The organism is Alphaproteobacteria bacterium (genome assembly GCA_041396705.1).
Taxonomy (GTDB): Bacteria; Pseudomonadota; Alphaproteobacteria; order CALKHQ01; family CALKHQ01; genus CALKHQ01.
In genome coordinates this window covers 71,780-92,687 of the sequence record JAWKYB010000018.1, presented here as the reverse complement: position 1 = coordinate 92,687, position 20,908 = coordinate 71,780, and the positions used below count along the sequence as shown (strand labels likewise).

General features: G+C 71.1%; 25 protein-coding genes. 15 read left to right on the top strand and 10 right to left on the bottom strand.

The window, feature by feature from the left end; all coding sequences use genetic code 11:
* The first annotated feature begins 506 nt into the window (after nt 1-506).
* The 6 genes from R3F55_22240 to R3F55_22215 all read left to right on the top strand — a co-directional run bounded on the left by R3F55_22240 (nt 507) and on the right by R3F55_22215 (nt 4,954).
* The gene (locus tag R3F55_22240) at nt 507-683 is read left to right on the top strand and encodes a hypothetical protein (GenBank protein MEZ5670104.1); all 177 of its coding nucleotides are present in this window, start codon (nt 507-509) and stop codon (nt 681-683) included.
* Between the two features lie 956 nt (nt 684-1,639).
* Nucleotides 1,640-2,113, top strand: coding sequence for a pirin-like C-terminal cupin domain-containing protein (locus R3F55_22235; protein MEZ5670103.1), 474 nt, complete (start codon nt 1,640-1,642; stop codon nt 2,111-2,113).
* Nucleotides 2,114-2,249: 136 nt separating this feature from the next.
* Nucleotides 2,250-2,489 (top strand): hypothetical protein, encoded by a 240-nt coding sequence (locus R3F55_22230; GenBank protein MEZ5670102.1) that lies wholly within the window; start codon nt 2,250-2,252, stop codon nt 2,487-2,489.
* A 140-nt stretch (nt 2,490-2,629) separates the two neighbouring features.
* Nucleotides 2,630-2,803, top strand: coding sequence for a hypothetical protein (locus R3F55_22225; protein MEZ5670101.1), 174 nt, complete (start codon nt 2,630-2,632; stop codon nt 2,801-2,803).
* Between the two features lie 1,030 nt (nt 2,804-3,833).
* Entirely contained in the window at nt 3,834-4,541 is a 708-nt protein-coding gene (locus R3F55_22220; protein MEZ5670100.1) for a cyclic nucleotide-gated ion channel, read from the top strand.
* A gap of 95 nt (nt 4,542-4,636) precedes the next feature.
* On the top strand, nt 4,637-4,954 hold the full coding sequence (locus tag R3F55_22215) for a hypothetical protein (protein MEZ5670099.1): 318 nt from the start codon (nt 4,637-4,639) through the stop codon (nt 4,952-4,954).
* Between the two features lie 61 nt (nt 4,955-5,015).
* Here the strand turns inward: R3F55_22215 and R3F55_22210 are convergent, their stop codons facing one another.
* Nucleotides 5,016-5,333, bottom strand: coding sequence for a hypothetical protein (locus tag R3F55_22210; GenBank protein ID MEZ5670098.1), 318 nt, complete (start codon nt 5,331-5,333; stop codon nt 5,016-5,018).
* 228 nt (nt 5,334-5,561) lie between these two features.
* Entirely contained in the window at nt 5,562-5,915 is a 354-nt protein-coding gene (locus R3F55_22205) for a hypothetical protein (GenBank protein MEZ5670097.1), read from the bottom strand.
* A 694-nt stretch (nt 5,916-6,609) separates the two neighbouring features.
* Between R3F55_22205 and R3F55_22200 the strand changes: the two genes are divergently transcribed.
* Nucleotides 6,610-6,804, top strand: a complete 195-nt coding sequence (locus R3F55_22200) for a hypothetical protein (GenBank protein MEZ5670096.1) — start codon at nt 6,610-6,612, stop codon at nt 6,802-6,804.
* A 203-nt stretch (nt 6,805-7,007) separates the two neighbouring features.
* Here R3F55_22200 and R3F55_22195 read toward each other — a convergent pair whose 3' ends face one another.
* The 4 genes from R3F55_22195 to R3F55_22180 all read right to left on the bottom strand — a co-directional run bounded on the left by R3F55_22195 (nt 7,008) and on the right by R3F55_22180 (nt 11,546).
* On the bottom strand, nt 7,008-8,051 hold the full coding sequence (locus R3F55_22195; GenBank protein ID MEZ5670095.1) for an aldose epimerase family protein: 1,044 nt from the start codon (nt 8,049-8,051) through the stop codon (nt 7,008-7,010).
* 136 nt (nt 8,052-8,187) lie between these two features.
* On the bottom strand, nt 8,188-9,105 hold the full coding sequence (locus tag R3F55_22190; protein ID MEZ5670094.1) for a hypothetical protein: 918 nt from the start codon (nt 9,103-9,105) through the stop codon (nt 8,188-8,190).
* Nucleotides 9,080-10,513 carry an MBOAT family O-acyltransferase gene (locus tag R3F55_22185; GenBank protein ID MEZ5670093.1) on the bottom strand — a complete coding sequence of 478 codons (1,434 nt, stop codon included), beginning with the start codon at nt 10,511-10,513 and terminating at the stop codon, nt 9,080-9,082. Before R3F55_22185 ends, R3F55_22190 begins: the two co-directional genes overlap by 26 nt.
* Nucleotides 10,404-11,546, bottom strand: coding sequence for a sterol desaturase family protein (locus R3F55_22180; protein ID MEZ5670092.1), 1,143 nt, complete (start codon nt 11,544-11,546; stop codon nt 10,404-10,406). The genes R3F55_22185 and R3F55_22180 overlap by 110 nt, the downstream gene beginning before the upstream one ends.
* 142 nt (nt 11,547-11,688) lie before the next feature.
* On the opposite strand from R3F55_22180, the gene R3F55_22175 reads away from it, so the two are divergent.
* Complete coding sequence (locus R3F55_22175) at nt 11,689-12,612, top strand: AAA family ATPase (GenBank protein MEZ5670091.1); 924 nt, start codon at nt 11,689-11,691, stop codon at nt 12,610-12,612.
* Here the strand turns inward: R3F55_22175 and R3F55_22170 are convergent.
* From R3F55_22170 to R3F55_22160, 3 genes are all read right to left on the bottom strand, one after another.
* A complete protein-coding gene (locus R3F55_22170; GenBank protein ID MEZ5670090.1) occupies nt 12,590-13,459 on the bottom strand; it encodes a 5-bromo-4-chloroindolyl phosphate hydrolysis family protein in 870 nt (289 codons plus the stop codon). The genes R3F55_22175 and R3F55_22170 overlap by 23 nt on opposite strands.
* A gap of 4 nt (nt 13,460-13,463) precedes the next feature.
* Complete coding sequence (locus tag R3F55_22165) at nt 13,464-13,622, bottom strand: hypothetical protein (protein MEZ5670089.1); 159 nt, start codon at nt 13,620-13,622, stop codon at nt 13,464-13,466.
* A gap of 162 nt (nt 13,623-13,784) precedes the next feature.
* Nucleotides 13,785-14,477, bottom strand: coding sequence for a hypothetical protein (locus R3F55_22160; GenBank protein MEZ5670088.1), 693 nt, complete (start codon nt 14,475-14,477; stop codon nt 13,785-13,787).
* Nucleotides 14,478-14,712: 235 nt separating this feature from the next.
* Here R3F55_22160 and R3F55_22155 point away from each other — a divergent pair, with 235 nt between their 5' ends.
* The 7 genes from R3F55_22155 to R3F55_22125 all read left to right on the top strand — a co-directional run bounded on the left by R3F55_22155 (nt 14,713) and on the right by R3F55_22125 (nt 20,388).
* A complete protein-coding gene (locus tag R3F55_22155; GenBank protein MEZ5670087.1) occupies nt 14,713-15,675 on the top strand; it encodes a cation diffusion facilitator family transporter in 963 nt (320 codons plus the stop codon).
* A 132-nt stretch (nt 15,676-15,807) separates the two neighbouring features.
* Nucleotides 15,808-16,017: a 4-oxalocrotonate tautomerase family protein gene (locus tag R3F55_22150; GenBank protein MEZ5670086.1), complete on the top strand. Its 210-nt coding sequence runs from the start codon at nt 15,808-15,810 to the stop codon at nt 16,015-16,017.
* A 61-nt stretch (nt 16,018-16,078) separates the two neighbouring features.
* Nucleotides 16,079-16,837, top strand: a complete 759-nt coding sequence (locus R3F55_22145; protein MEZ5670085.1) for a HupE/UreJ family protein — start codon at nt 16,079-16,081, stop codon at nt 16,835-16,837.
* A 796-nt stretch (nt 16,838-17,633) separates the two neighbouring features.
* Nucleotides 17,634-18,233, top strand: a complete 600-nt coding sequence (locus R3F55_22140) for a DUF1007 family protein (GenBank protein MEZ5670084.1) — start codon at nt 17,634-17,636, stop codon at nt 18,231-18,233.
* Between the two features lie 93 nt (nt 18,234-18,326).
* Entirely contained in the window at nt 18,327-18,767 is a 441-nt protein-coding gene (locus R3F55_22135; GenBank protein MEZ5670083.1) for a hypothetical protein, read from the top strand.
* Nucleotides 18,764-19,573 carry a cellulase family glycosylhydrolase gene (locus tag R3F55_22130; GenBank protein ID MEZ5670082.1) on the top strand — a complete coding sequence of 270 codons (810 nt, stop codon included), beginning with the start codon at nt 18,764-18,766 and terminating at the stop codon, nt 19,571-19,573. The genes R3F55_22135 and R3F55_22130 overlap by 4 nt, the downstream gene beginning before the upstream one ends.
* A gap of 131 nt (nt 19,574-19,704) precedes the next feature.
* Nucleotides 19,705-20,388, top strand: a complete 684-nt coding sequence (locus R3F55_22125) for an EF-hand domain-containing protein (protein MEZ5670081.1) — start codon at nt 19,705-19,707, stop codon at nt 20,386-20,388.
* Between the two features lie 141 nt (nt 20,389-20,529).
* Here the strand turns inward: R3F55_22125 and R3F55_22120 are convergent, their stop codons facing one another.
* Nucleotides 20,530-20,877: an antibiotic biosynthesis monooxygenase gene (locus R3F55_22120; GenBank protein MEZ5670080.1), complete on the bottom strand. Its 348-nt coding sequence runs from the start codon at nt 20,875-20,877 to the stop codon at nt 20,530-20,532.
* Between the last annotated feature and the right edge of the window lie 31 nt (nt 20,878-20,908).

Below are 20,908 nucleotides of genomic sequence, written 5' to 3'. Positions count from 1 at the left end.
GCCCCACGGGTTCAGCCGAACGGCTGCATCGCCGGATTGCACGTCGATCACCTCGAGACCGCAGTAGTCCTGCCGCAACATATGCCAACCCGGCGCGTACCAGCATCGTTGCTGTACGCCGATGGCTTCGGCACCCATCCGCGGATTGACAGCAACGGCTGACCTCGCGCGGTTGTTGCCGGCGTCGAAATGTCGAGCACCCAGGCCGCCGGCATCGTAGGCTGGGGATAAAGCAGGTTGCCATCGACGGCGAGGCCGCGCGGCCGGCTGCTGCGGCTCCGGGGTTCGCGCGCGGATAGCCAGGATCGGCTGAAACCGCGACAACTCGCGCAGCCGACCCGGATCCGAGACGTCGACGGCACCACCTGCGGTCCATCGCCGCGATCCAGGCGACCTGGCCTGATACCGCGATATCCGCCGCACCGTGCAGCCGCTCCGGTGCTCCGCCACAGGCCGACAACCGACGGCTGGGCCGGGTCGCCGACGTCCAGTACGGCAAGTCCCGCATGATCGCCACCGGCTATGAAGTGGTCGCCGAAAGCGCGGAGATAGAGACGGTCTCCGACCTGGTCCAGGTTGGTCGCGTCGAGCCCGCCGAGGCCGCCCGGTCGACCAGCGCCCCGGCTTCACTGCCGGCCTGGCCGCATCGCGCACGCACGCCGCCCGGTTTCAGCGCCGCGTAAGTGGATGGTCGGCCAGCCATATCGGCTTGAGCGCCAGCGGCAGATTGAATGGCGTCGGCATCGCCGCCAGGCGGTAGCGCCGACACCTCGTGGCAGCAGCTCAGCAATCCAGTACAGAGGCGTAGCAAGCAAGGCGCAACGCGTGCCGGCAGGACTTGCGCAAGTGCCCATGCTACTCCTTCGCGGTCGCCGTCGACGATGGTACGCCGTTCGGCGGATCGCTTGACTCCGGTTGAGGACGAAAGCCGGGCGCCATCTGCGGACGACAGGGTGGTCGGCCGTCAGCCAGTTCCGCCGGCGCCCGGCGCAGGCAGCACGATCGCCGCAATATACGTTCCGCCCAGGCGATGGCCAGCGCGAACCGGATCGAGTTCGCATCGAGGTGGTTCTCCGCCGAGTTTCGCGGTACCGCAGGGCCAGCTGCAATGATGGCCAGAATTGGCGAGTGCATTGCGGCGCACCGGACAGCCTACGCGCTTGCCCCTGACCTCGCTCCCGCTGCCATCATTCCCGGTCGCATTCAAACTGGGAGATGCGTGGATGACCAACGACGGCGGCGACAACCTGGCCCGGCGACGGTTCGCCGTGGCATCGCGTTCTTTTTCCGGCACGCTGGCCAGCGATGGTGCCGGTGAAGCTGAGCCGGAGGATCGGGCAGCCTGGCTGTCGGAACTGGACCCGTTCCTGCTGCTCGACGAATTCGGCTCCGAACGCGGCGTCGACTACATCGCCGGTTTCCCGACCACCGCACCGCGGCTTCGAGACGGTGACCTACATGCTGGCCGGGCGCATGCGCCACGGCGACAACCAGGGCAATGTCGGCCTGCTCGGCCCGGCAGCGTGCAGTGGATGACCGCTGGCCGCGGCATCGTCCATTCCGAGATGCCGGAACAGGAGGCGGGACGGGCTGATGGCCGGCTTCCAGCTCTGGGGTCAACCCGCTGGCTGCCGACAAGATGTGCCTGCCGCGCTATCAGGACATCCCGCCGGAGGACATCCCGGTGGTCGACGTCGGCGGCGGGGTGACCGTGAAGGCGATCGCAGGCCGGGTCGTCGGCGCCGACGGCCGCGCGGTCGAGGGCGCGGTCGACACCGGCGCGACCGAGCCGACCTTACTTGGACATCCACCGCCGGCGGGCGGGACCTACGCCCAGCCGCTGCCGCCGGCGCACAACGCCTTCGTCTACGTCCACGAGGGCCGCGTCGGCGTCGGTCCGGCCGATGCCGAAACGCCGCTCGACCGCGGCCGCATCGGCGTGCTCGGACCCGGCCGGGCCGCCCGGCTGGCGGCGCCGGACGGCCCGGCCAAGGCGCTGCTCGTTGCCGGCCGGCCGCTGGGCGAGCCGATCGTCCGCCACGGCCCGTTCGTGATGAACACGCGCGACGAGATCCGCCAGGCGGTCGAGGACTACATGGCCGGCCGGTTCTGATCGGCCGCACCCGGGGTGCGACAGCCTGCCGCAATACGACCGCCCCTGCGCCAAGCGGGTTGTGGCCGCGGCGCCAAGGCACGACATCTAGCGGCGCGCCCCGCGGCCCGCCATCTGGCCGATCTCGAGATCCGCAATGGCCTTGATCCGCCTTTCGAGCCTGACCATTCCCCTGCTGGCCGCGACGCTCGCCGGCTGCGGCACCGAGGCGACGGAGCAGGACGCCGCGCCGCAGGCCGCCGCGGCGGAGGCGCCGCCCGCCGTGGCGCTGGCAGTCGAGCAGTCGCTGGCGACGGTCGAGGCGTGGAGCGCGACGAGCAGCGCGCGACGGCATTGCTGGGCACCGGCACCCAGGTCGCCTTCACCACCAGCCTGAGCTCGCCCAGCGCGGCCTGGATCCGCCAGACGTTGGGCGAGAGCGGCGGAGCTGGCGTGCCGGGCCGGCGTCGCTGCCAGCATCGACCTGAACGGCGACGGCGAGGACGAACTGGTGGCACTGGCCCAGGCCCGCCCCTATTGCGGCGCCGGCCATGTCTGCGCCTCTGGATCTATCAGCACAGCGGCGACGAGTGGCACTGGATCAACACCGACCGCGATGCGGCGCGCACGGTCTGCCTGCTGCCGTCCAGCACGCTCGGCTATCGCGACCTGGTACCGGCAGCTGCACCACCGGTGATTGCAACTATCTGATCGCCTGGGACGGATCGACCCATCGCTGGTCGACCTGCGCTGATCCGTCCGTCTCAGCGCCGCGGCCGCGCCAGCGCGCTGCGCTGCCCCGGGGCGGTTCGCGCAGGGATCGATGGGCGATCAGGTTCTCGGATATCCGCGTCGGTCAGCGCGATCCGCTCCATCGCATAGTGCGGGCCGGCCAGGAACGCTGCCAGCCGCCGCGGCAGACCTCGGGCTGGTCGGCGATGTCCTGGAAGGCGGGCATCGGCCCGGAAGCGACCGGCGCCGGCCTGCATGCCGGGCACCTGATGGGCAGGTCGCGCAGAAGTTCTCCACGATCCAGCGGGCCGATTCCGCGTCGCCCTCGGCCAGCGCCGGTGCCGCCGCCGCGACCATGCCGGCAATCGCCAGCGCCCGCACTCCGATCGCTCCCATGATGCCTCCCTGCCGTCGCTCGGCGCCCGCCGGAACGCGGGCCCAGCCGAAACGAGCCTGTCGCGCCATTCCCCGCGACCGCATTGACCGGGATCAAGCGGCTCGCCCTCCTCGAGGCGGCGGAAGCCGTTACACCGGTGGAGGCGCGATGGCCGCGCCGGAGGACTGGCCCATGGGCGACCGCGCCCGACCCGGCTCCGGCGTGCGTTCCAGCGGCAGGCGACGCGCGGACTGATGCGCGCTGGCCCACCATTCGCTGCTGGCAGTAGGGCTGGCGGCGGCGGTGCTGCTGACCTGGGCGGACCCCTTGCCGGCCGGCCTGGTCCGCGCCGCGTTGCTGCTGGCGGCTGCCTTCTTCCTCGCCGAGTGGCTCTGGCGCCTGCCGTGGCGCCGGCGGCATATCCCGGGGTGCGCGCGCCGCCGCCGTGGCCCGGCTGCGCTACGCCCTTCGTTCCTCGGCCTCATCGATGCCGCCGGGTCGGCGGTGCTGCCTGCTGCTGCTCGCCCCCGGCTGACGGCACGGTGTCGCTGGCGGCGATGCTGTGGGTACTGAAGCTGGTGCGCTATGTGCCTGGCTTCGGCCTCATCGGCCGGGTGCTGTTCAACGAACGCCATGCGCTCGCCAGTGCTCGCCGCCTTCGCCATGGTGATGCTGGTCTCGGCCACCGCCGAATACTGGGCGGAGCATCTGGAGCAGCCGGACCGCTTCGGCTCGCTGCCCGCCGCGCTGTGGTGGTGCATCACCACGTTGACGACGACGGGCTATGGCGACGCCGTGCCGGCCACCCCGCTGGGCCGCATCGTCGGCGGCGCCGTCATGGTCTGCGGCATCGCGCTGTTCGCGCTGTGGGCCGGCATCCTCGCCAGCGGCTTCGCGTCCGAGCTGCGCCGCCGCGACTTCCTGCGCACCTGGAACCTGGTGGCGCAGGTGCCGCTGTTCCGCGACCTCGGCGCGGCGGTGATCGCCGAGGTCGCCCGGCTGCTGCGGCCGCGCGCCGTCGCCGCCGGATCGGTGCTGATGCGCCTGGGCGAGCCCGGCGACTGCATGTATTTCATCGTCTCCGGCGCGGTCGAGGTGCGGCTGCCGCACGAGGCGGTGCGGCTCGACGAGGGCGCCTTCTTCGGCGAGCTCGCCCTGATCACCGGCGCCCCGCGCACGGCCGCCGCCGTCGCGCTGCAGCCGACCCAGCTGCTGGTGCTCGACATCGCCGATTTCCGCGAGGTCTCCGCCCACCATCCGTCGCTCGCCGCGGCGATCGCGCAGGAGGCCGCGCGGCGCAGCGCCAAGCGCGCGTTGGCCGAAGATGCCATGGCAGGCTAGGCTGGCGTCCGGTCGATTATTGCAGTCTGTGGTGAGAGTGAGATGGCGACGACGCCGATTGTTTCAGCCGGTGCATGCAATCCGGCGGCGCGCGCATGAGCGGCGGCGACGAGCGCCGGCCCTGCGCCCTGGTCGTGATGACCGCCGACCTGGAGACGGACAGCATCGACGGCAAGCCGGTGCTGCTGCGGGCCGCCACCGACACCCGCGTGGTGGAGATGAGCGACCCGGACTTGTGCGAGCGCACTGCCCGCGCCATCCGCGATACCCACGCCCGCTGGATGCAGGCACTGGAGGAGACCTATTCCGAGGCCGGGCTGATCACCCTGGTCCATGCCTTCTGCGTGCCCGCCGGCGACGGCCCGTCGCGCGGCGCATCGGATTTTCCCCTGCCGCGCCAGATCATCCGCTGAGCGCAGTGGCAAGCCCGGCGCAGCGGTGCGGGACCTGTGCGAGGCCCCGCACCGGCCGTCCTCAGTCGACCGGAGTCTGCTGCTCCGGCAGCGCCGGCGGCAGCTGCAGGACCGGCGTCTGGCCGCCCTGCTGCATCTCGGCCCGGCACAGCTGCATGCGGCACTGCACATATTCGCGGACGCAGGACGTCAGCGCGCGCGTGCAGGAATCGTACTGTGCCCGGCAGGTCCAGCACTCGGCCGGCCCGATCACGGGTCCTTCCGGCCCGACCGGTTCGGCCCGGGCGGCGGCCATCGCCGCCGCCATTGCCAGCATCGCCCCGGCAATCCGGACGGACGCGCGCTTGGACATGACGTTGCGTCGGTGGGGGAACAACATGGCTGATCCTTTCGCGATGGACCCGTCCCATCGCCGGGATATGTGCAGCCGCAGCCTGCGATCGCACTGTCGCGCTGTTATTTCTTTTTGAACGTTGTTTTATTCTTCCGGCGATCGCCGCGACTCCGGTATGAGGCCGGCGGCAGAGGTGCCGCCGCTCGGCCGCCGCGGCTCTCCCGGGCCGGCCGACCCCGGCGCCGACTGCCGCATCGCCGGCCTGGTTGCTTGTCACGCGCCCCCGATGCCAGCATTGCCGCCATCGACCCACCAGCGCGCGCGATCCCGGCCGAACCGCTTGCGGCATTGCGCTCCGCCACCATCAAGGGGAACATCATGGGCAAGGCGACCTTTGCGGCCCTCGTCATGGCCGCCGCAACCCTCGGCACGCATCCGGCCCGCAGCCAGGACGGCGCCGGGGTCGTGCCGGAACTGCCCGCGTCCGCGATTGCCGGTGCCGAAGACCCGGCCTTCCGGGCGGCGCTGACCGACTGGCTCGCAGAGGACGATGCCGGGGCGTTGCCGGCAATGGTCGCGCCTGGCCAACGCGGACAATCTGGCGGCGCAACTGTTCATCAGCGCCATCGACGCGCGCAGCCAGGTCCTGACGCCCTGGTTCCTCGGCCTGGAGCTCGCGGAACAGCGCGCCATCTTGCGCCGACCGGACGGCGGTTCGACGCGATGGTTCGCCGTGGCGGAGGACGCCGGCTCGCGTCTCGCGGCCTGATGGACGCGCCCGAACCAGGCCGGACGGCCATTTCAGAACGGTTACGCCGCTTGAGCTGGCGGCGCTGGGCGGGCCGCGGGCGACGGCCACCTCTATCTCGGCATCCTGTTCAACCAGGGCAACTGGCGCGAGGTCATGCGCCTCGGGGAGGTCGCCGCGGTCTATGGCATGCAGGCGATGGCCTGGGCGGCGGCGACCCAGCTGCCGGCCGACGCGGGCGAGGCCGCCTGGTCAGGGTGCGTGCGCTGGAGGCGGGCACAATGGACGGCCATACGTTCCTGTGGCTGGCGAACCCGGAGAGCCCGGCGGTCGCCGCCCACGCGGACGATCGCGATTTCGCCCGCGCGGTGAACCGCGGCCGCCCGCTCCTCGGTGCCGACGCGGGCCTGCTCGACGACCGCGCGGCCGCGTTTCTCGACGGATGGCTGGCGGAGAACGGACGAGGCGGTGCTGCTGCGTCGCTGGTGTACCGCCAACTGCGCCGACGCGCCCGCGCGGTGCGCCGGCGACCTCTATGCGCTGCTGCTCTCGGCCGGATGACCCTGCCCTACCGTGATTGCGAGCCCGATCGAGAGCCTGGTTCCGCAGAGCCTGTGGAACGAAGCCCCGCGCGCATTGATCGTCGTGGAGGAATACGCCCTGCATCTTGCGAGATCCCAGTCCGATCCGGCGGCGACGCTGGACCGGATGGCGCTCGAGGCCTGCGTCAAGGACCGGCTCGCCGACACCCTGGCCGAATACCGGTAGGCGACCGGCGGGCGAGACCGTCCGCGCACCAGGCACCAGCGGCACGATGGATTGCCGCGTCGCTTCGCTCCTCGCAATGACGGCGCACAGGTTGGCCGGGCGGTGCACCACACTCTCGCGTCGTCATCGCGAGCCGGCGCCAACGGCGCGGCGATCCAGGCGCGCACAGCGCCGCGCGGCAATGGTGCGGAAAGGCGGACGCCTCAGCCGGCAGAGAAACGGAAGCGCATCGCGTGGCGGTAGGGAGCGCCGGGGACGAGCAGGCAGCTGGGGAAATGGGGCTGGTTGGGCGTGTCCGGGAAGGCCTGCGTTTCGAGCGTGAAACCGGCGAACCGGCAATAGGGCACGCCGCCCTTGCCGGTCACATGCGCGCCGAGATGGGCGGCCGTGTAGAACTGCACGCCCGGCTCGGTCGTGGCGAGTTCGAGCCGGCGGCCGGAGGCGGGATCGCGGATGTCGGCGCAGGGCCTGAGCCCGTCGGCGCCGGCCGCGCCGAGCACCCAGTTGTTGTCGAAGCCGCCGCGCGGGGTCAGCCCCGGCGTGTCGATGACGTCGCCCAGCCGGCGCGGCCGGGTGAAGTCGAACGGCGTCCCCGCCACCGTGCGGATCTCGCCGGTCGGCAGCAGCGCGTCGTCGACCGGGGTGACGAAGGCGCCGTGCAGCTGGACCATATGGTCGCCGATGTCGCCGGCACCGTGGCCGGCCAGGTTGAAATAGGCGTGCTGGACCATGTTGATCGGCGTCGGCCGGTCGGTCGTCGCCTCCATCACCACCGCCAGCCGGTCGCCATCCAGGCTGTAGGTGGCCGCGAGGTCGAGCCGGCCGGGGAACCCGCCCTCGCCGTCCTCCGACACCGCGGTGAAGCGGACGGCGTTGGCGGCCGCGTCCGTCTCCGCGGCCCAGACCTTCAGATCGAAGCCGGCGAAGCCGCCGTGCAGGTGATTGGGCGCCTCGTTCGCATCGATCGTCACGCTCTGTCCGCCGAGCCGGAAGCGCGCGCCGGCGATGCGGTTGCCGTAGCGCCCGCACACCGCGCCGGAATAGCGGCCGTGGGCGGCATAGGCGTCGACCTCGTCGAAGCCGAGCACGATGTCGGCCGGCACGCCGGACCGGTCGGGCACCCACAGCTCGGTCAGCCGGGCACCGTGGGTGATCAAGGTCGCGGTGACGCCCGCGCCGCCATCCAGGGTCAACGCCTCGACGCCGACCCCGCCGATGCTGCCGAACTGCCTGCGCGCGATGCCCATCTCCGCCCCCGCTGCGATGAATCGAGACCTGCGGCGTTATAGGGCCAGTCGGCCGCCATCGCACGCACCGGCTGCTATGCCGGCGGGAAGCACGCCGCGAGCAGGCGGCCGGCATAGGCCGCCGCGCCGTCGCGGTTCAGGTGGTCGGGGTCGCGGAACAGCGCCGGGTCGGCGATGGCGCTGCGGTCGTCGACATGGCGCGCACCGTGGCGCGCGGCGACCGCTGCGAACCAGGCCATCGCCTCGGCGGTGCGTACATCGGTGCCGCCGGCGGCGGTCTCGGCGAGGCCGTCCAGATAGGCGGGGAGACCGGCAGGCTGACCAGGCAGACGGCGACGCCGTGCGCGGCCAGCTCGGCGACGACCGCCTCGTATGCGGCGGCGCTGCCGCTGTCGGCAAATCCGGCATAGGGGTGGTGCGTGGCGGCGCGGGCGCGGGCGTCGAAAGTCTGCCGGCGCGCCGGCAGGCCGGACAGGTCGCCCGGCGACAGCAGCGACCCGCGCGGCGTCTGCTCGATGCCCGATTGCAGGCTGCCCCCCGACGCGACGAAGGCCGCCCAATAGGCAACCAGCTGCGCCCGGTGGCGCGGGTCGGCCAGCAGCGGACCCGACGATGCCTGGGCGCCGTCCTCCGCGCCTTCGCGGACCAGCCGATAGGGCGCGAACATGTGCGGGTCGGCCTGCAGGATCACGCGCTGCGGCGTTCCGACGGCGAGCGCGGCGCGCACGTCCGCCGCCATCTGCTCGACCGTCTGCGACGGATAGGCCAGGTTGAGCCATCCGTCCGGCGCGTCGAAGCCGCGGGCGACGTGGCTGTCGCCGAAGGCCAGCCCGGGCGCGACCGGCGCCTGCAACAGCCGCTGGTGCAAGGCCCAGCTGTCCTGCGGCTCGACCTGGGTACGCAGCAGCCATTCGGTCGCCAGCGCCATGACGGCCACCACCAGGCCCAGGCTCATCGCGAAGATGCCGATCAGCCGGCCGTAGCCGGGTGCCGAGGCGCGCGCGCCGGCGCCGGCCAGGCCGATGGCGTCAGAACTGGAAATAGATGAACTCATAGCTGCCCACTGCGTAGATGGCGCCCAGCGACACCGCCGTCGCCGCACCGACGCCGGCCGCCAGCCACGGCAGCCGCGCCGGCCGGATGGCGCCGTCCTCGATCGCGGCGACGATGCGGTTGGCGTTTGGCGCGCACCAGATCAGCGCATAGCCGAGCGCCAGCGCGGCATAGCGCTGCCAGGCGTCGCCAGCCAGCGCCAGCGAGAGCGGCGCGTCGGCCGCGCCCTGCCCGGCCATCGCGCCCAGGATGGCGAAGGCCTGGCCGAAGTCGGCCGCGCGGAAGAACACCCAGGCCACCGTGACCGCCAGGAAGGTCAGACAGCCCGCCGCCGGCGGGGCCATGCGCACCCGGCTGCCGGCCAGCGCCCGCCAGGCACGGTGCACCGCCAGGTACAGCCCGTGCAGCACGCCCCAGGCGACGAAGGTCCAGGCGGCGCTGTGCCACAGCCCGCCCAGCGCCATCACCACGAACAGGTTCAGATAGCGCCGGCCCTGGCCGTGACGGTTGCCGCCCAGCGGGATGTAAAGATAGTCGCGCAGGAAGCGCGACAGCGTCATGTGCCAGCGCCGCCAGAATTCGGCGATGTTGGCCGCGCGATAGGGCGAATCGAAGTTGACCGGCAGGCGGATGCCGAACAGCCGGCCGAGTCCGAGCGCCATGTCGGAATAGCCGGAGAAGTCGAAGTAGATCTGCCCGGCATAGGCCAGCGCGGCGACCCAGGCCTCGGCCATGCTGACCGGCACGTCGAGGCCGACGGCGGCATAGATCGGGTCGGCAAGCGCGCCGAGCGGATCGGCCAGCAGCGTCTTCTTGGCCAGGCCGATGCCGAACAGCACCAGCCCGGCGAACACGTCCTGCGGCCGGAAGCGGGCGAAGCCGCGGCCGGCCAGTTCCGGCACGAACTCGGCATGGTGGACGATCGGGCCGGCGATCAGCTGCGGGAAGAAGACGATGAACAGCACATAGTCGCCGAAGCTGTGCGGCTGCGCCTTGCCGGCGTGGACGTCGGCCAGATAGGCGATCTGCTGGAAGGTGAAGAACGAGATCGCCAGCGGCAGCGCGATCGCCGGCAGGGTGGCCGGGCCGCCGCCGAGCAGGGCCACCGTCTCGGCCAGGAAACCGGCATATTTGAACACGGCGATGGCGGCCAGGTTGAAGCCGACCCCGGCCGCCAGCAGCAGGCCGACCGGCTTCGCGCCAGCGCCCTCGCGAACAGGAAGTTGATCGCCAGCGAGGCGCCGAGCAGCAGCAGGTGCGGCGGATGGTGCCAGCCGTAGAAGGCCAGCGAGGCCAGGATCAGCCAGCCGACGGCGGCGGCCCCGCCCACCCAGCCGCACCGCCAGCGCGGTTCCGGCCAGCGCCACCGGCAGGAACACGGCGATGAACTCGAGCGAACTGAACAGCATGGCGCCGGCCCGCCGCGGCCTGCGCCGCTAGCCGCGCCCGGCCGGGCGCAGCGCGGCCCGGCGGCGGAACGGCGCGGCGAGCAGGCGCGCGCTCTGCGCGAACGGCGCCAGGTAGAGGCCGCGCAGCGTCGCCATCCGCGCCATGTCGGCGTCGGCGATGCCGAAGCGGACCCGCTCGCCGGGGGCCGGCACGTACAGCGTGCCGAGCAGCCGGTCCCAGACCGCGAAGATGTGGCCGAAATTGGTGTCGTAGTGGCGCGGGTCGACGCTGTGGTGGACCTGGTGCTGCGCCGGCGAGATGAACACCCGGCTCCAGAACGGGCCGTAGGAGATCCACGTGGCTGTGACGCAGGTTGTAGCCGAGCAGCCGCCACAGATACACGCCGGCGGCCGCGCCGAGGATGGTCAGCGGCTGGGTCACCGCCGGGCCGAACAGCAGCTGCCACAGCCCGACCGCCGCACCCAGCACAAGCGCCGAGACGATGCCGCCGAACACCGCCTCCAGCGGGTGGCGGCGGTTGGCGGTGACCGGCGTCATCACCGCGGCGCTGTGATGCACCTTGTGGAACTCCCACAGCAGCGGCACGCGGTGCTTCAGGTAGTGGGCGTAGGTCGCCGAGAAGTCCCAGGCCAGCGTAAGCCACAGGGTGAACAGCACCAACTCGACCGCCGAAGGCGTGCCGGCGGCGGCGGGTGCGCTCCAGCCGAGCCAGCCGGCGGCGGCCTGCAGCGCCTCGCTGACGAAGCCGGGCGTCAGCAGGACGGCGCCGGTGACGACGAACAGCAACCCGTCGTTGATGGCGAACAGCGCGTAGTCGTGCAGGGCCGAGCGGTGCAGGAAGATGCGGCGCGGGAAGGCGATGCGCAGCAGGCGGCCGACAGAGCGGCGCCCGCGCAGCCGCACCGCGATCACCGCCAGCGCCAGCGCCAGCGCCACCAGCACCGGCAGCGGGCCCAGGAAGGCATCCGGGCCGACGAAATTCAGCAGGAAGTTGACCGCGGCATGCACGCCGTAGTCGTAGAGCCAGTCCATCCGCGGCCGCCTACCTGGGAAACCGGCCTCCAGCCTAGCGCCGACGGCTTGACAGTCGGTGAACGGGCGGCCGGTGGATTGCCGCCGCGCCGCGCGCACCCCATCTCTCGGCAAGCCGCCTCCACCCCAGCCGAGGACCGCCATGCCGATCGACCCGGTCGCGTCGCAATCCGCCGTCGTCACCGTCCGCGACCGCGTCGGCCTGCACCTGCCGTTCTCGCGCGGGATCATGGCCAGCGCGATCCTGGCCACCGGCCTGCCGACCGACCAGGCCTATGCCATCGCCAGCCGCATCCAGCGCGACCTCGATGCGCAGGGGCCGCGAGAAATCGCGGCCGACGAGCTGGCGGCGCTGGCCGCCGCCGCCATCGACCGCATGGCGGACCCGTCCTATGGCCAGCGCTACCGGTCCTGGCGCGCGGCCAAGCGCAGCGGCCGGCCGGTGGTCGTGGTGCTGTCCGGCGCGCCGGGCGTCGGCAAGTCGACCGTTGCCACCCGGCTGGCCAACCGGCTGGGCATCGCGCGCGTGGTCACCACCGACACGATCCGCGAGGTGCTGCGCACGGTAATCCCGGCGTCGGTGCTGCCGGAGCTGCACGCCTCGACCTACGAGCTGGACAGGCCGCCGGCCTTCCACGGCTTCGAGCGCCAGGCCCATGCGGTGGCATCGGCCACCGTCGCCGCCGCCAGCCGGCGGGCGACGGAGCGGCGCAACGCCCTGCTGGAGGGGGTGCACCTGCTGCCCGGCGCCGTCACCGCGGCGCTGGCCGATCATCCGGCCCGGCCGATCGTGGTGGAGCGGCTGCTGCTGCTGGACGACGAGGGCGTGCACCGCGCCCAGCTGCGCCAGCGCAGCGCCGGCGAGCCGGGCCGGCGCGGCGAGCGCACCCTGGACCACATTTCAGCGATCCGGCACATCCAGGACCATCTCGCCCGGCGCGCCGCCGAGCGCGCGGTGACCACCTACGACCTGGCCAATCCGGCCGACCTGACCCAGCAGGTGGTCGATGCGGTGGTCGCGGCGCTCGGCGCCGACGAAGCGGCTACAGCATCCCCTTCTGCTTGAGCTGGCTGGTCAGCAGCTCGAGCTCGACGTCGAGGTCGAGGATGTCGTCCTTCAGCAGCCGCTGGTGCTGGGCCTCGAACTCGCGCTCCATGCCTTCCAGCGTCTCGCTGAACCGGCTCTCCAGCGCCTCGGCCTGGTCGCCGGTGTGGCCGTGGGTCTTGACGTAGGTGGCGGTCACCTTGACCGCACCGTCGAGATAGACGTTGATGAACTCGCGCGCCCGCTTCAGGTCGCGTTTGTCCTCCTTGATCAGCTTGATGATCTTGTCGCCCCATTCCTCCAGCCGGCCGAGCCGGTCGCGGAACTCGCGGTTCGACATGTTCATCTTCATCCGCCGGAGCTCGCCCAGGCTGGCGCGGGCCTTGTCCAGCGCCTCGAACACGGCGTCGTCGGCGCTGGTCGGCAGCGAGACCTGGGCGCCGAAGCGATCGAAGCCGTAGGCGACCAGCACGCCGGCGATCGCGCCGACCGCGAACGCCAGCGACATCCACAGATTGTGGTAGGCGAGGAAGCCGGCGGTGACGAAGGTCGCCAGCCCGGCCAGCAGCGCGGCGACGGTGCGGAACGGGAACACCGGCGCGCGCCCCAGCGGGTCGCCCAGCGCCCTGGCCTCCAGCGCGGTCGCCTGGCGGACCAGCCAGCCCGACAGGCCGAACACCGCATAGCAGCCCAGCGAGATCAGCACGTCGCGCAGGTTGCCGCGCGCCAGCATCCAGATCGCGTTGCCGATCAGCGGCAGCGGCAGGATCCACAGCCAGATGCCGGCCATCGCCCAGGAAAATTTCCGGGTCATGCGCCGGGCGCGGTACTTCATCTCGGCGGCGCGGTCGACCGAATGGTTGCTCATCGGCTCAGCCCTCGCCGGCGGCGGGCGTCTCGCCCGCGGTTCCGGTGCCGAGCGCGGCGACGTCGTCCGGCGCCCCGGTCAGGAACGCCTGGCAGCTGGCCAGCCCGATGGTGGCGACCATCAGCACGATGCCGACGACGCGGGCCCCGATCGAAACACCCATGCGCGACCCTCCGCTTGTGCCCCACGACCATTCGGATGGCCGCACCCTGCCCCGGACGCGCGGTGAAGACAAGGCATCTGAGGCCGGTCCGTCGCTTCGGCGCGGCGGACCGGCGCATGGGTGTCGCCTGCGCGTGCGCGGTCCGGCGCCGCCGCGGTCGCCTCAGCCGATTCTGACCGTCTGGTCGGACAGGTCCGGCGACGTGCAATAGACCTGCACGAACAGGTTCAGCTTGTTGCCGACCGGTGCGCCCTGACGGTTGGTCTGCACCAGCACGTCGTGCGTGAAGCTGTGCCAGCGCGGCCGATCGAGGGCCCGGAACACCCGGCCCTGCCCCTGGTCGATCCACGGATCGCAGATCACCGTGTCGGCGCCGATCGTGTCCGGCGCATAGTCCATCGACACGATCAGGTGCGGCCACATGAAGCCGCTGACCACCTTCATGGCGTGAGCCGGCAGACCGATCACGACGAAGTCATGGTTGCCTTTGAAAATCCCGACATGCGCCAGCGGCGTGCCGTAGCCGGTCCGTCGCCACAGCTCGACCAGATGCCTGAAGGCAACCGCTGACATTTCGCCACAATTTCCGAAAGAACTATTGTTGCCGCCGAAGTATTCCCCAAGATCGTACAGATTATTCGGCGATGGCGCCGCAATTTCCGGGTTGCTGATGCCGATCGAAGACAGCCAACTGTGCTTCGCCAGAATGGTCGTCTTGGCGATCACTCGATGCGCATCGAGCTCGCTTTGTGCATTCGGCGGACTGTTCGGCCAGTTCGCCGCTCCGCCGCGAAACGCATTTCGTGCGACCGTCGCGGCGATATTGCCACGCAACAGATTGTCCTGCAGCGGCATTTTTCACTCCCCGCAATTTACCATCCTGATGGCAAATCGCGAGCTGTCCGCAATGGACATTTTTTCTATTGCGCAACATTAATCTTCTATACATTCGATCTGTCAGTTTCTATTTTCCATAACTGCACATAGATTTTGTGATGGCGCCGGTTCACGCGGCCTGGCGTGCCGGCGGTTGACACGGCCGGCCAGTGGCGCAATGGCTCGGCGGACACCAACCGGCGGGTGGAGAGCGATGGCCGCACACGGATCGAAGAACGTCGTCTATGCGGCCCTGGCCGGCAACTCGCTGATCGCGATCACCAAGTTCGTCGCTTCGGCGATCACCGGCAGTTCGGCGATGCTCAGCGAGGCGGTGCACAGTCTGGTCGACACCGGCAACCAGGCGCTGATCCTGCACGGGATGCGGCGCTCGGCGAAACCGGCGGACAGGCGCCACCCGTTCGGCTACGGCATGGAGCTGTATTTCTATGCCTTCGTGGTCGCGATCCTGATCTTCGGGCTCGGCGCCGGCATCTCGGTCTACGAGGGCGTGCAGAAGGTGCTGGAGCCGCATCCGGTCGAGGACGCCTATATCAACTACATCGTGCTCGGCCTGGCGATGGTGTTCGAGGCCGGCGCCTGGTTCGTCGCGTTCAAGGCGTTCCGCCAGACCAAGGGCAGCCACGGCTTTTTCGCCGCCGTGCAGCGGGCGAAGGACCCGACCGTGTTCACCGTGCTGTTCGAGGACAGCGCGGCGATGCTCGGCCTCATCGTCGCCTTCGTCGGCATCCTGCTCGGCCAGCTGACCGGCATCCTGTGGATCGACGGCGCCGCCTCCATCGGCATCGGCCTGATCCTGGCTGCCACGGCGGTGGTGCTGGCGATCGAATGCAAGGGCCTGCTGATCGGCGAGGCCGCCTCGCCCGAAGTCGTGCGCGACGTGATCGCGCGGGTCAGCGGCCGCGATGCGGTGGAGCGGATCAACGAACTGCGCACCATGCACATGGGCCCGAACGACATCGTGCTGGCGATGAGCCTGGACTTCCGCGACGAACTGTCGGCCGGCCAGGTCGAGCAGACCATCTCCGAGATCGAGGCCGACATCCTGGCCGCCCACCCCGCCATGCGCCGCATCTTCATCGAGATCCAGAGCGCCGGCGGCCATCTGGAAACCATCCGCCGCCGCCTCGCCGCCGAGGCGGCGGTGCGCGGCTGAGCGGAGGCGGCGGTGCGCGGCTGAGCGGAGGCGGCGGTGCGCGGCTGAGCGGCCTTCCTCCCGACCCTGCGCCGCGCGCTGGACGGCCCCCAGCGGCCGGCGCAAGATGCCGGCCAAAGGCGGGAGGGACCGATGCCGTTCGTGAACATCCAGATCCTCAAGGGGCACTCGCAGGCGCGCAAGGACGAGATGGCGCGGCGGATCACCGCCGCCATCGCCGAGGTGGCCGAGCTGCCGGACCAGGCGGTGTGGGTGGTGTTCGAGGACGTCGAGGCCGAGGACTGGTATGTCGGCGCAACGCCGGTCTCCAAGCTCGGCCGGCCGAAGCGCGACGGCACCTGAGCGGCAACGGCGCTGCGGCGAGCGGGCGGCACGTCAGGACGCTCGACACGCGTCGCCGCGCATGCGACATCAGCATCAGGTGAACCGGAAACGTTATCTCATCACATTCACTGTCGGATCAGCCATGACGCAGACTGTCGATAACCACCCGGTCGTCGCATGCGGCCCGCGCGAGCGCATCGCGCACCGACCGGCGGCCTTGCGCCGGGACGGTGGCGGTGTCCGGCCGATACTCGACGGTCCGGCGGCAATTGCCGTGTGCCTTGCCATCGGGCTCTGGCTGCTGCCGCATTTCGCCCATGCGCACATCACGCGCGGTGACGCCGGCGGGTTCGGCAGCGGGTTCCAGCATCCGCTGACCGGTATCGACCATTTCCTGGCGATGTTCGCCGTCGGCCTGTGGGGCGCGCAGCTGGGCGGCCGGGCGGTTTGGTCGCTGCCGGTGGCTTTCCCGCTGATCATGGTCTGCGGCGGGGTGCTCGGCATACTGGGCGTGTCGATACCGGGTGTCGAAATCGGCATCGCGCTGTCGATCATCGCTCTGGGCCTCGCCATCGCATTCGCCTGGCGTCCGGCCGAGTGGGTCGCCCTGGCGCTGATCGGCGTCTTTGCGGTTTTCCACGGGCACGCCCACGGCACCGAGCTGCCTGCTTCTGCCGACCCGGCCGACTATGCGATCGGATTCGTCGTCGCGACCGGCATGGTCCATCTGCTCGGCATCGGTGTCGGTCTCGCGCTCGGCAAGCCGTTCCAGGGCCTGCTCGCCCGTGTCCTCGGCGGGTTGATCGCACTCGGCGGCGTCTACTTCCTGGTTGCATGACCGGATGGTCGCAACCGCGCAACGCCATGCCCGGTGGGCCGGCCCGGCGATCCTGCTTCCTCGGCACGGCAGGGGTCGCCGCATTTGCGCTGCTGCCGTCCATCGGACCGGCGCTGGACAAGCTCGCCTGGTGGCTGCGGTCGAGCGCGCTCGATCCCGTCCACCTGGCGCCGCTTGTCGGTCTCGGCATCGCGCTCGTGCTGGCCGGCGGGCGGCAGTGGGCGGTCGGCCTGGGCTTGTTCGTCCGTCGGCATTGCAGCCGGCTTCGTTGCCCGCGATCCGCTCCTGGCAGTGCTGGCGGCCCTGCCCGATGCCCGCATCCACGAGTTTCGCGTCGGGCCGATCGGCGCCGTCGTCGCCGGCCTGGCCCTGGTGCCGGGCGCCAGGGTGCGAGCTGGACGCTCCCGCTCGCCGCGATCCTGGTCGGCGCGCTGGCGGCATTGACCATCTCTGACGGACCCGAGTTTTCACGACGCTACCATTCCGAGAGTTCGGGGTGCTGTTCTGCCTGTGGCTGGTCGCCGGCATCTGTCTGAGCGGACGCGCCTTTCGTCGGCCTTGGTTCGGCATCGCGGGCCGAATTGCTCGGCAGTTGGCTCATTGCGATCGGCATCTTGCTCGTCGGGACATCGCTGGTCGAACGGCCGGCGACGCCGAACTGCGCCGGCGGGGCCCGATGCGGCGCCGATGCCGGCGCCGCCGCCCGGCATGGAAACCGGCGGACCGGCGGCTCCGGCCGACCAGCCGCCGCGAATCCGGTCTGCCGGCGAGGCCCGACCCGAACGGGCTGCGATAGATGGGAACGCGCAAGACATCGCTTGCGGTTGTTCTCGGCTGTTTGCTCGGATCGGTCAGCCCGGTCGTCGCGCACCCGGACTACACGATGACCTGCCGCCTGCAGTTCAATTTCGAGAACGGGGCAATCGGGTCGATCACGCAATACTGGGCTTTCGACGCACGGCTCAGCCAGGAGTTCCTGGACGAGTTCGACGGTGACCGCGACGGCGCCTTCAATGCGTCGGAGTCCGGCGCACTCGAACGGGAGGTCATGGCCAGCCTGGCCGAGGTCCGCTATCTGACCTTCGTTCGCGTCGGCGACAACGACGTCGGCGTCCTCAGCCCATACGACTTCCAGGCAACGGTGCACGACGGATCGTCAACTTCGCGTTCGCGATGCGCCTGCCATACCCGGCAGACCCGCAAGACGGACACGATCAAGGTCCAGGTCAAGGACGTCGATCTGCTGATCGGCGTCCTTTACGCCGAGACCGATCCGGTCCTGTTGCTGGGCGCCGATGGCTGGACCTGCTCCTACACCATCGCGGAGAACGCGGCCGACGCCTACTACGGCGGGACCGTCCTGCCGGAGGAGATCACCCTGGCGTGCCGGCGCTGAGCACACGCGCGGAGCCGGCTTCCCGCCAAGCCCGCCGCCGTGCTATCCAATCGGCCTCGACGCAGCGACCCCGCCGCGAGGAACGGTTCCGGCATGTTGCGGTTCGTCCTGCTGTTCGGTTTGGCCGTTCTGGCGTGCGAAGCCGCCGCCGCAGCCGACCGCTTCGACCTTTGGCGCAACGACACCGGCCCGCAGCTGCGCGGCGCCAACCTCTATCAGCGTCACGTCTATCCGGAGATCGACGGCAGCGAATTCATCGGACCGGGTCCGTTCGGGCCACCGGTGACGCAAGCCGATTTCGACGCGCTGGCCGCGGCCGGCGCCAACGTGGTGGTGCTGTCCCATCCCGGCATCTTCACCGAGCAGCCGCCTTATCGCCTCGACCCTGCCGCCAAGGCCAATCTCGACCGGCTGGTGGCGATGGCGCAGGCGGCCGACCTGTTCGTCGTGATCGCCTTCCGCACCGGGCCGGGCCGCAGCGAGTTCGCCATCCTGTCCGAGGGCATGGGGTCTGGTACGACCCGTCCTACCTGAACACCGGCGTCTGGGCCGACGCCGACGCGCAGGCCGGCTGGGTCGCGATGTGGCAGGCGACGGCCGAGGCCTATCGCGGCAACCCGGCGGTGGTCGGCTATGACCTGATGGTCGAGCCGAACTCCAACCACCTGGGCGCCGACGCGGTCGCCGGCCGACTGGAGGTGTGGGAGCCGGAGACCTTCGCCGCGCAGTATGGCGGCACGCTTTACGACTGGAACGGACTGCACCCGCGCATCCTGGCGGCGATCCGGGCGGTCGACCCGGACATGCCGGTGCTGATCGGCGGCAACGGCTACAGCGCCGTCGGCTGGCTGCCGTTCACCGCGGTCGGCGGCGACGCGCACACGGTCTACACCGTCCACGAGTACGAACCCTTCGCCTATACCCACCAGGAGCCGGGCGACGGCGTCGGCTATCCAGGCACGCTCGACATCGACTGGGACGGCGCGGCCGACCGCTTCGATGCCGGCGGCATCGACCGCCTGCTGGCGCCGGTCGACGGCTTCATGGCGGCACATGACGCGCCGGTGGCGGTTACCGAGTTCGGCGCGGTGCGCTGGGCGCCCGGCGTCGCGCCGTTCCTGGCCGACCGCATCGCCACCTTCGAGCGGCGTGGGCTGAACTGGACGGTGTGGAACTGGCCGGTGGCCTATGCGCCGACCGCGGCCGGCGACAACGCCTTCAGCCCCGGCTTCGGGCCGGACCCGGACCGCACCGCGCCCGCGTCCGACGCCCCGGCGCTGGATGCGCTGCGGGCCGGCTGGCGCGCCAACGCCGCGCGGCCGTCGAACACGCATTTCTGAACCGCCGCCCGCACCCTTCCGCCGTTCCGACAAAAAAGCGCCGCAATCGGCGCAGGGTTTGCCGTCCCCGCCCGTACCACCTCACGAACGCGGCGAACGGCGCCGCGGACCTTCCCACTGAGGAGAATGGCATGAACAGGATGACCAAGATCGGTCTTCTCGGCGCGCTGGTCGCGCTGCCGGCCACCGCCTGGGCGCTGGGGCCGGGCGGCGGCTTCGGCGAGGGCTTCCATCGCGGCGGCGGCCACGGCATGGGTCACGGCTTCGCGCGCGGCGGCGGCCTGATCCGGATGATGCAGGAGTTCGACGCCGACCGCGACGGCGTGGTCAGCGAGGACGAGTTCGTCGCCGGCCGCGGCGCCCGCACCGCCGAGATCGACACCGACGGCGACGGCATGCTGAGCCAGGCCGAGCTCGAGGCGTTCATGGTCGCCAGGGTGCAGGAGCGGGTGGCGGAACACTTCGCCCGCGCCGACGCCGACGGCGACGGGATGCTCAGCGCCGACGAGCTGGCGGCACGCGCCGAGGACCGCTTCACCCGGATCGACGCCGACGGCGACGGCCGGCTGACCATCCACGATCTCGCCGCCCGCGGCGGCTGGCATCACGGCGGCTGGGGCGGCGGCCCGGACGGCGACGGCCCCCGCGGCCAGGGCATGGGCCCCGGCGGCGGCCAGGGCATGGGTCCCGGCGGCGGTCAGGGCATGGGTCCGGGCGGCGGCCAGGGTGCAGGCACCGGCGACTGTCCGCGCGGCAGCGGCCAGGGCCAGGGCGCCGGCGACTGCCCGTTCGCGCCGGAGGCACCGGCGGAGTAACGGCTGCGGCCGGTCGCTCCTTCCCCACGGCGACGCCGGGCCAGGCGCGCCGGTGACCGGCTGCGGGCCGGCCTGCCTGCCGCAACGGAGCGCAACGGCTCCGGCGGCGGGACGGCCGGCTCTTTCGTTTCCTTTCGGCCGTCAGGCGTCGTGCCGGGCCCGGCTGTCGTCCGGCGCCTGGGCGCGATCGGCCATGCCGTAGTCGCGAAGCACGGCAGCGACGCGGATGCGATAGTCGGCGAACAGCGCCGCCCGGCCCCGCGCCTGGGCAAGCCGGTGCCGTTCCAGGTTGCGCCAGGCGGCAAGTGCCGTCTCGTCGCGGAACACCGAAAGCGACAGCAGCTTGTCGGGGTTGGTCAGGCTCTGGAACCGCTCCACCGAGACGAAGCCCTCGATCCGCTCCAGCATCGGCCGCAACGCCGCGGCGGCGTCGAGATAGTCCTGGCGCCGCTGCGGGTGCGGCTCCACCTCGAATATGACCATGATCATATCGTGCCTCCGCCCTTGCCGGCGGGTGCCG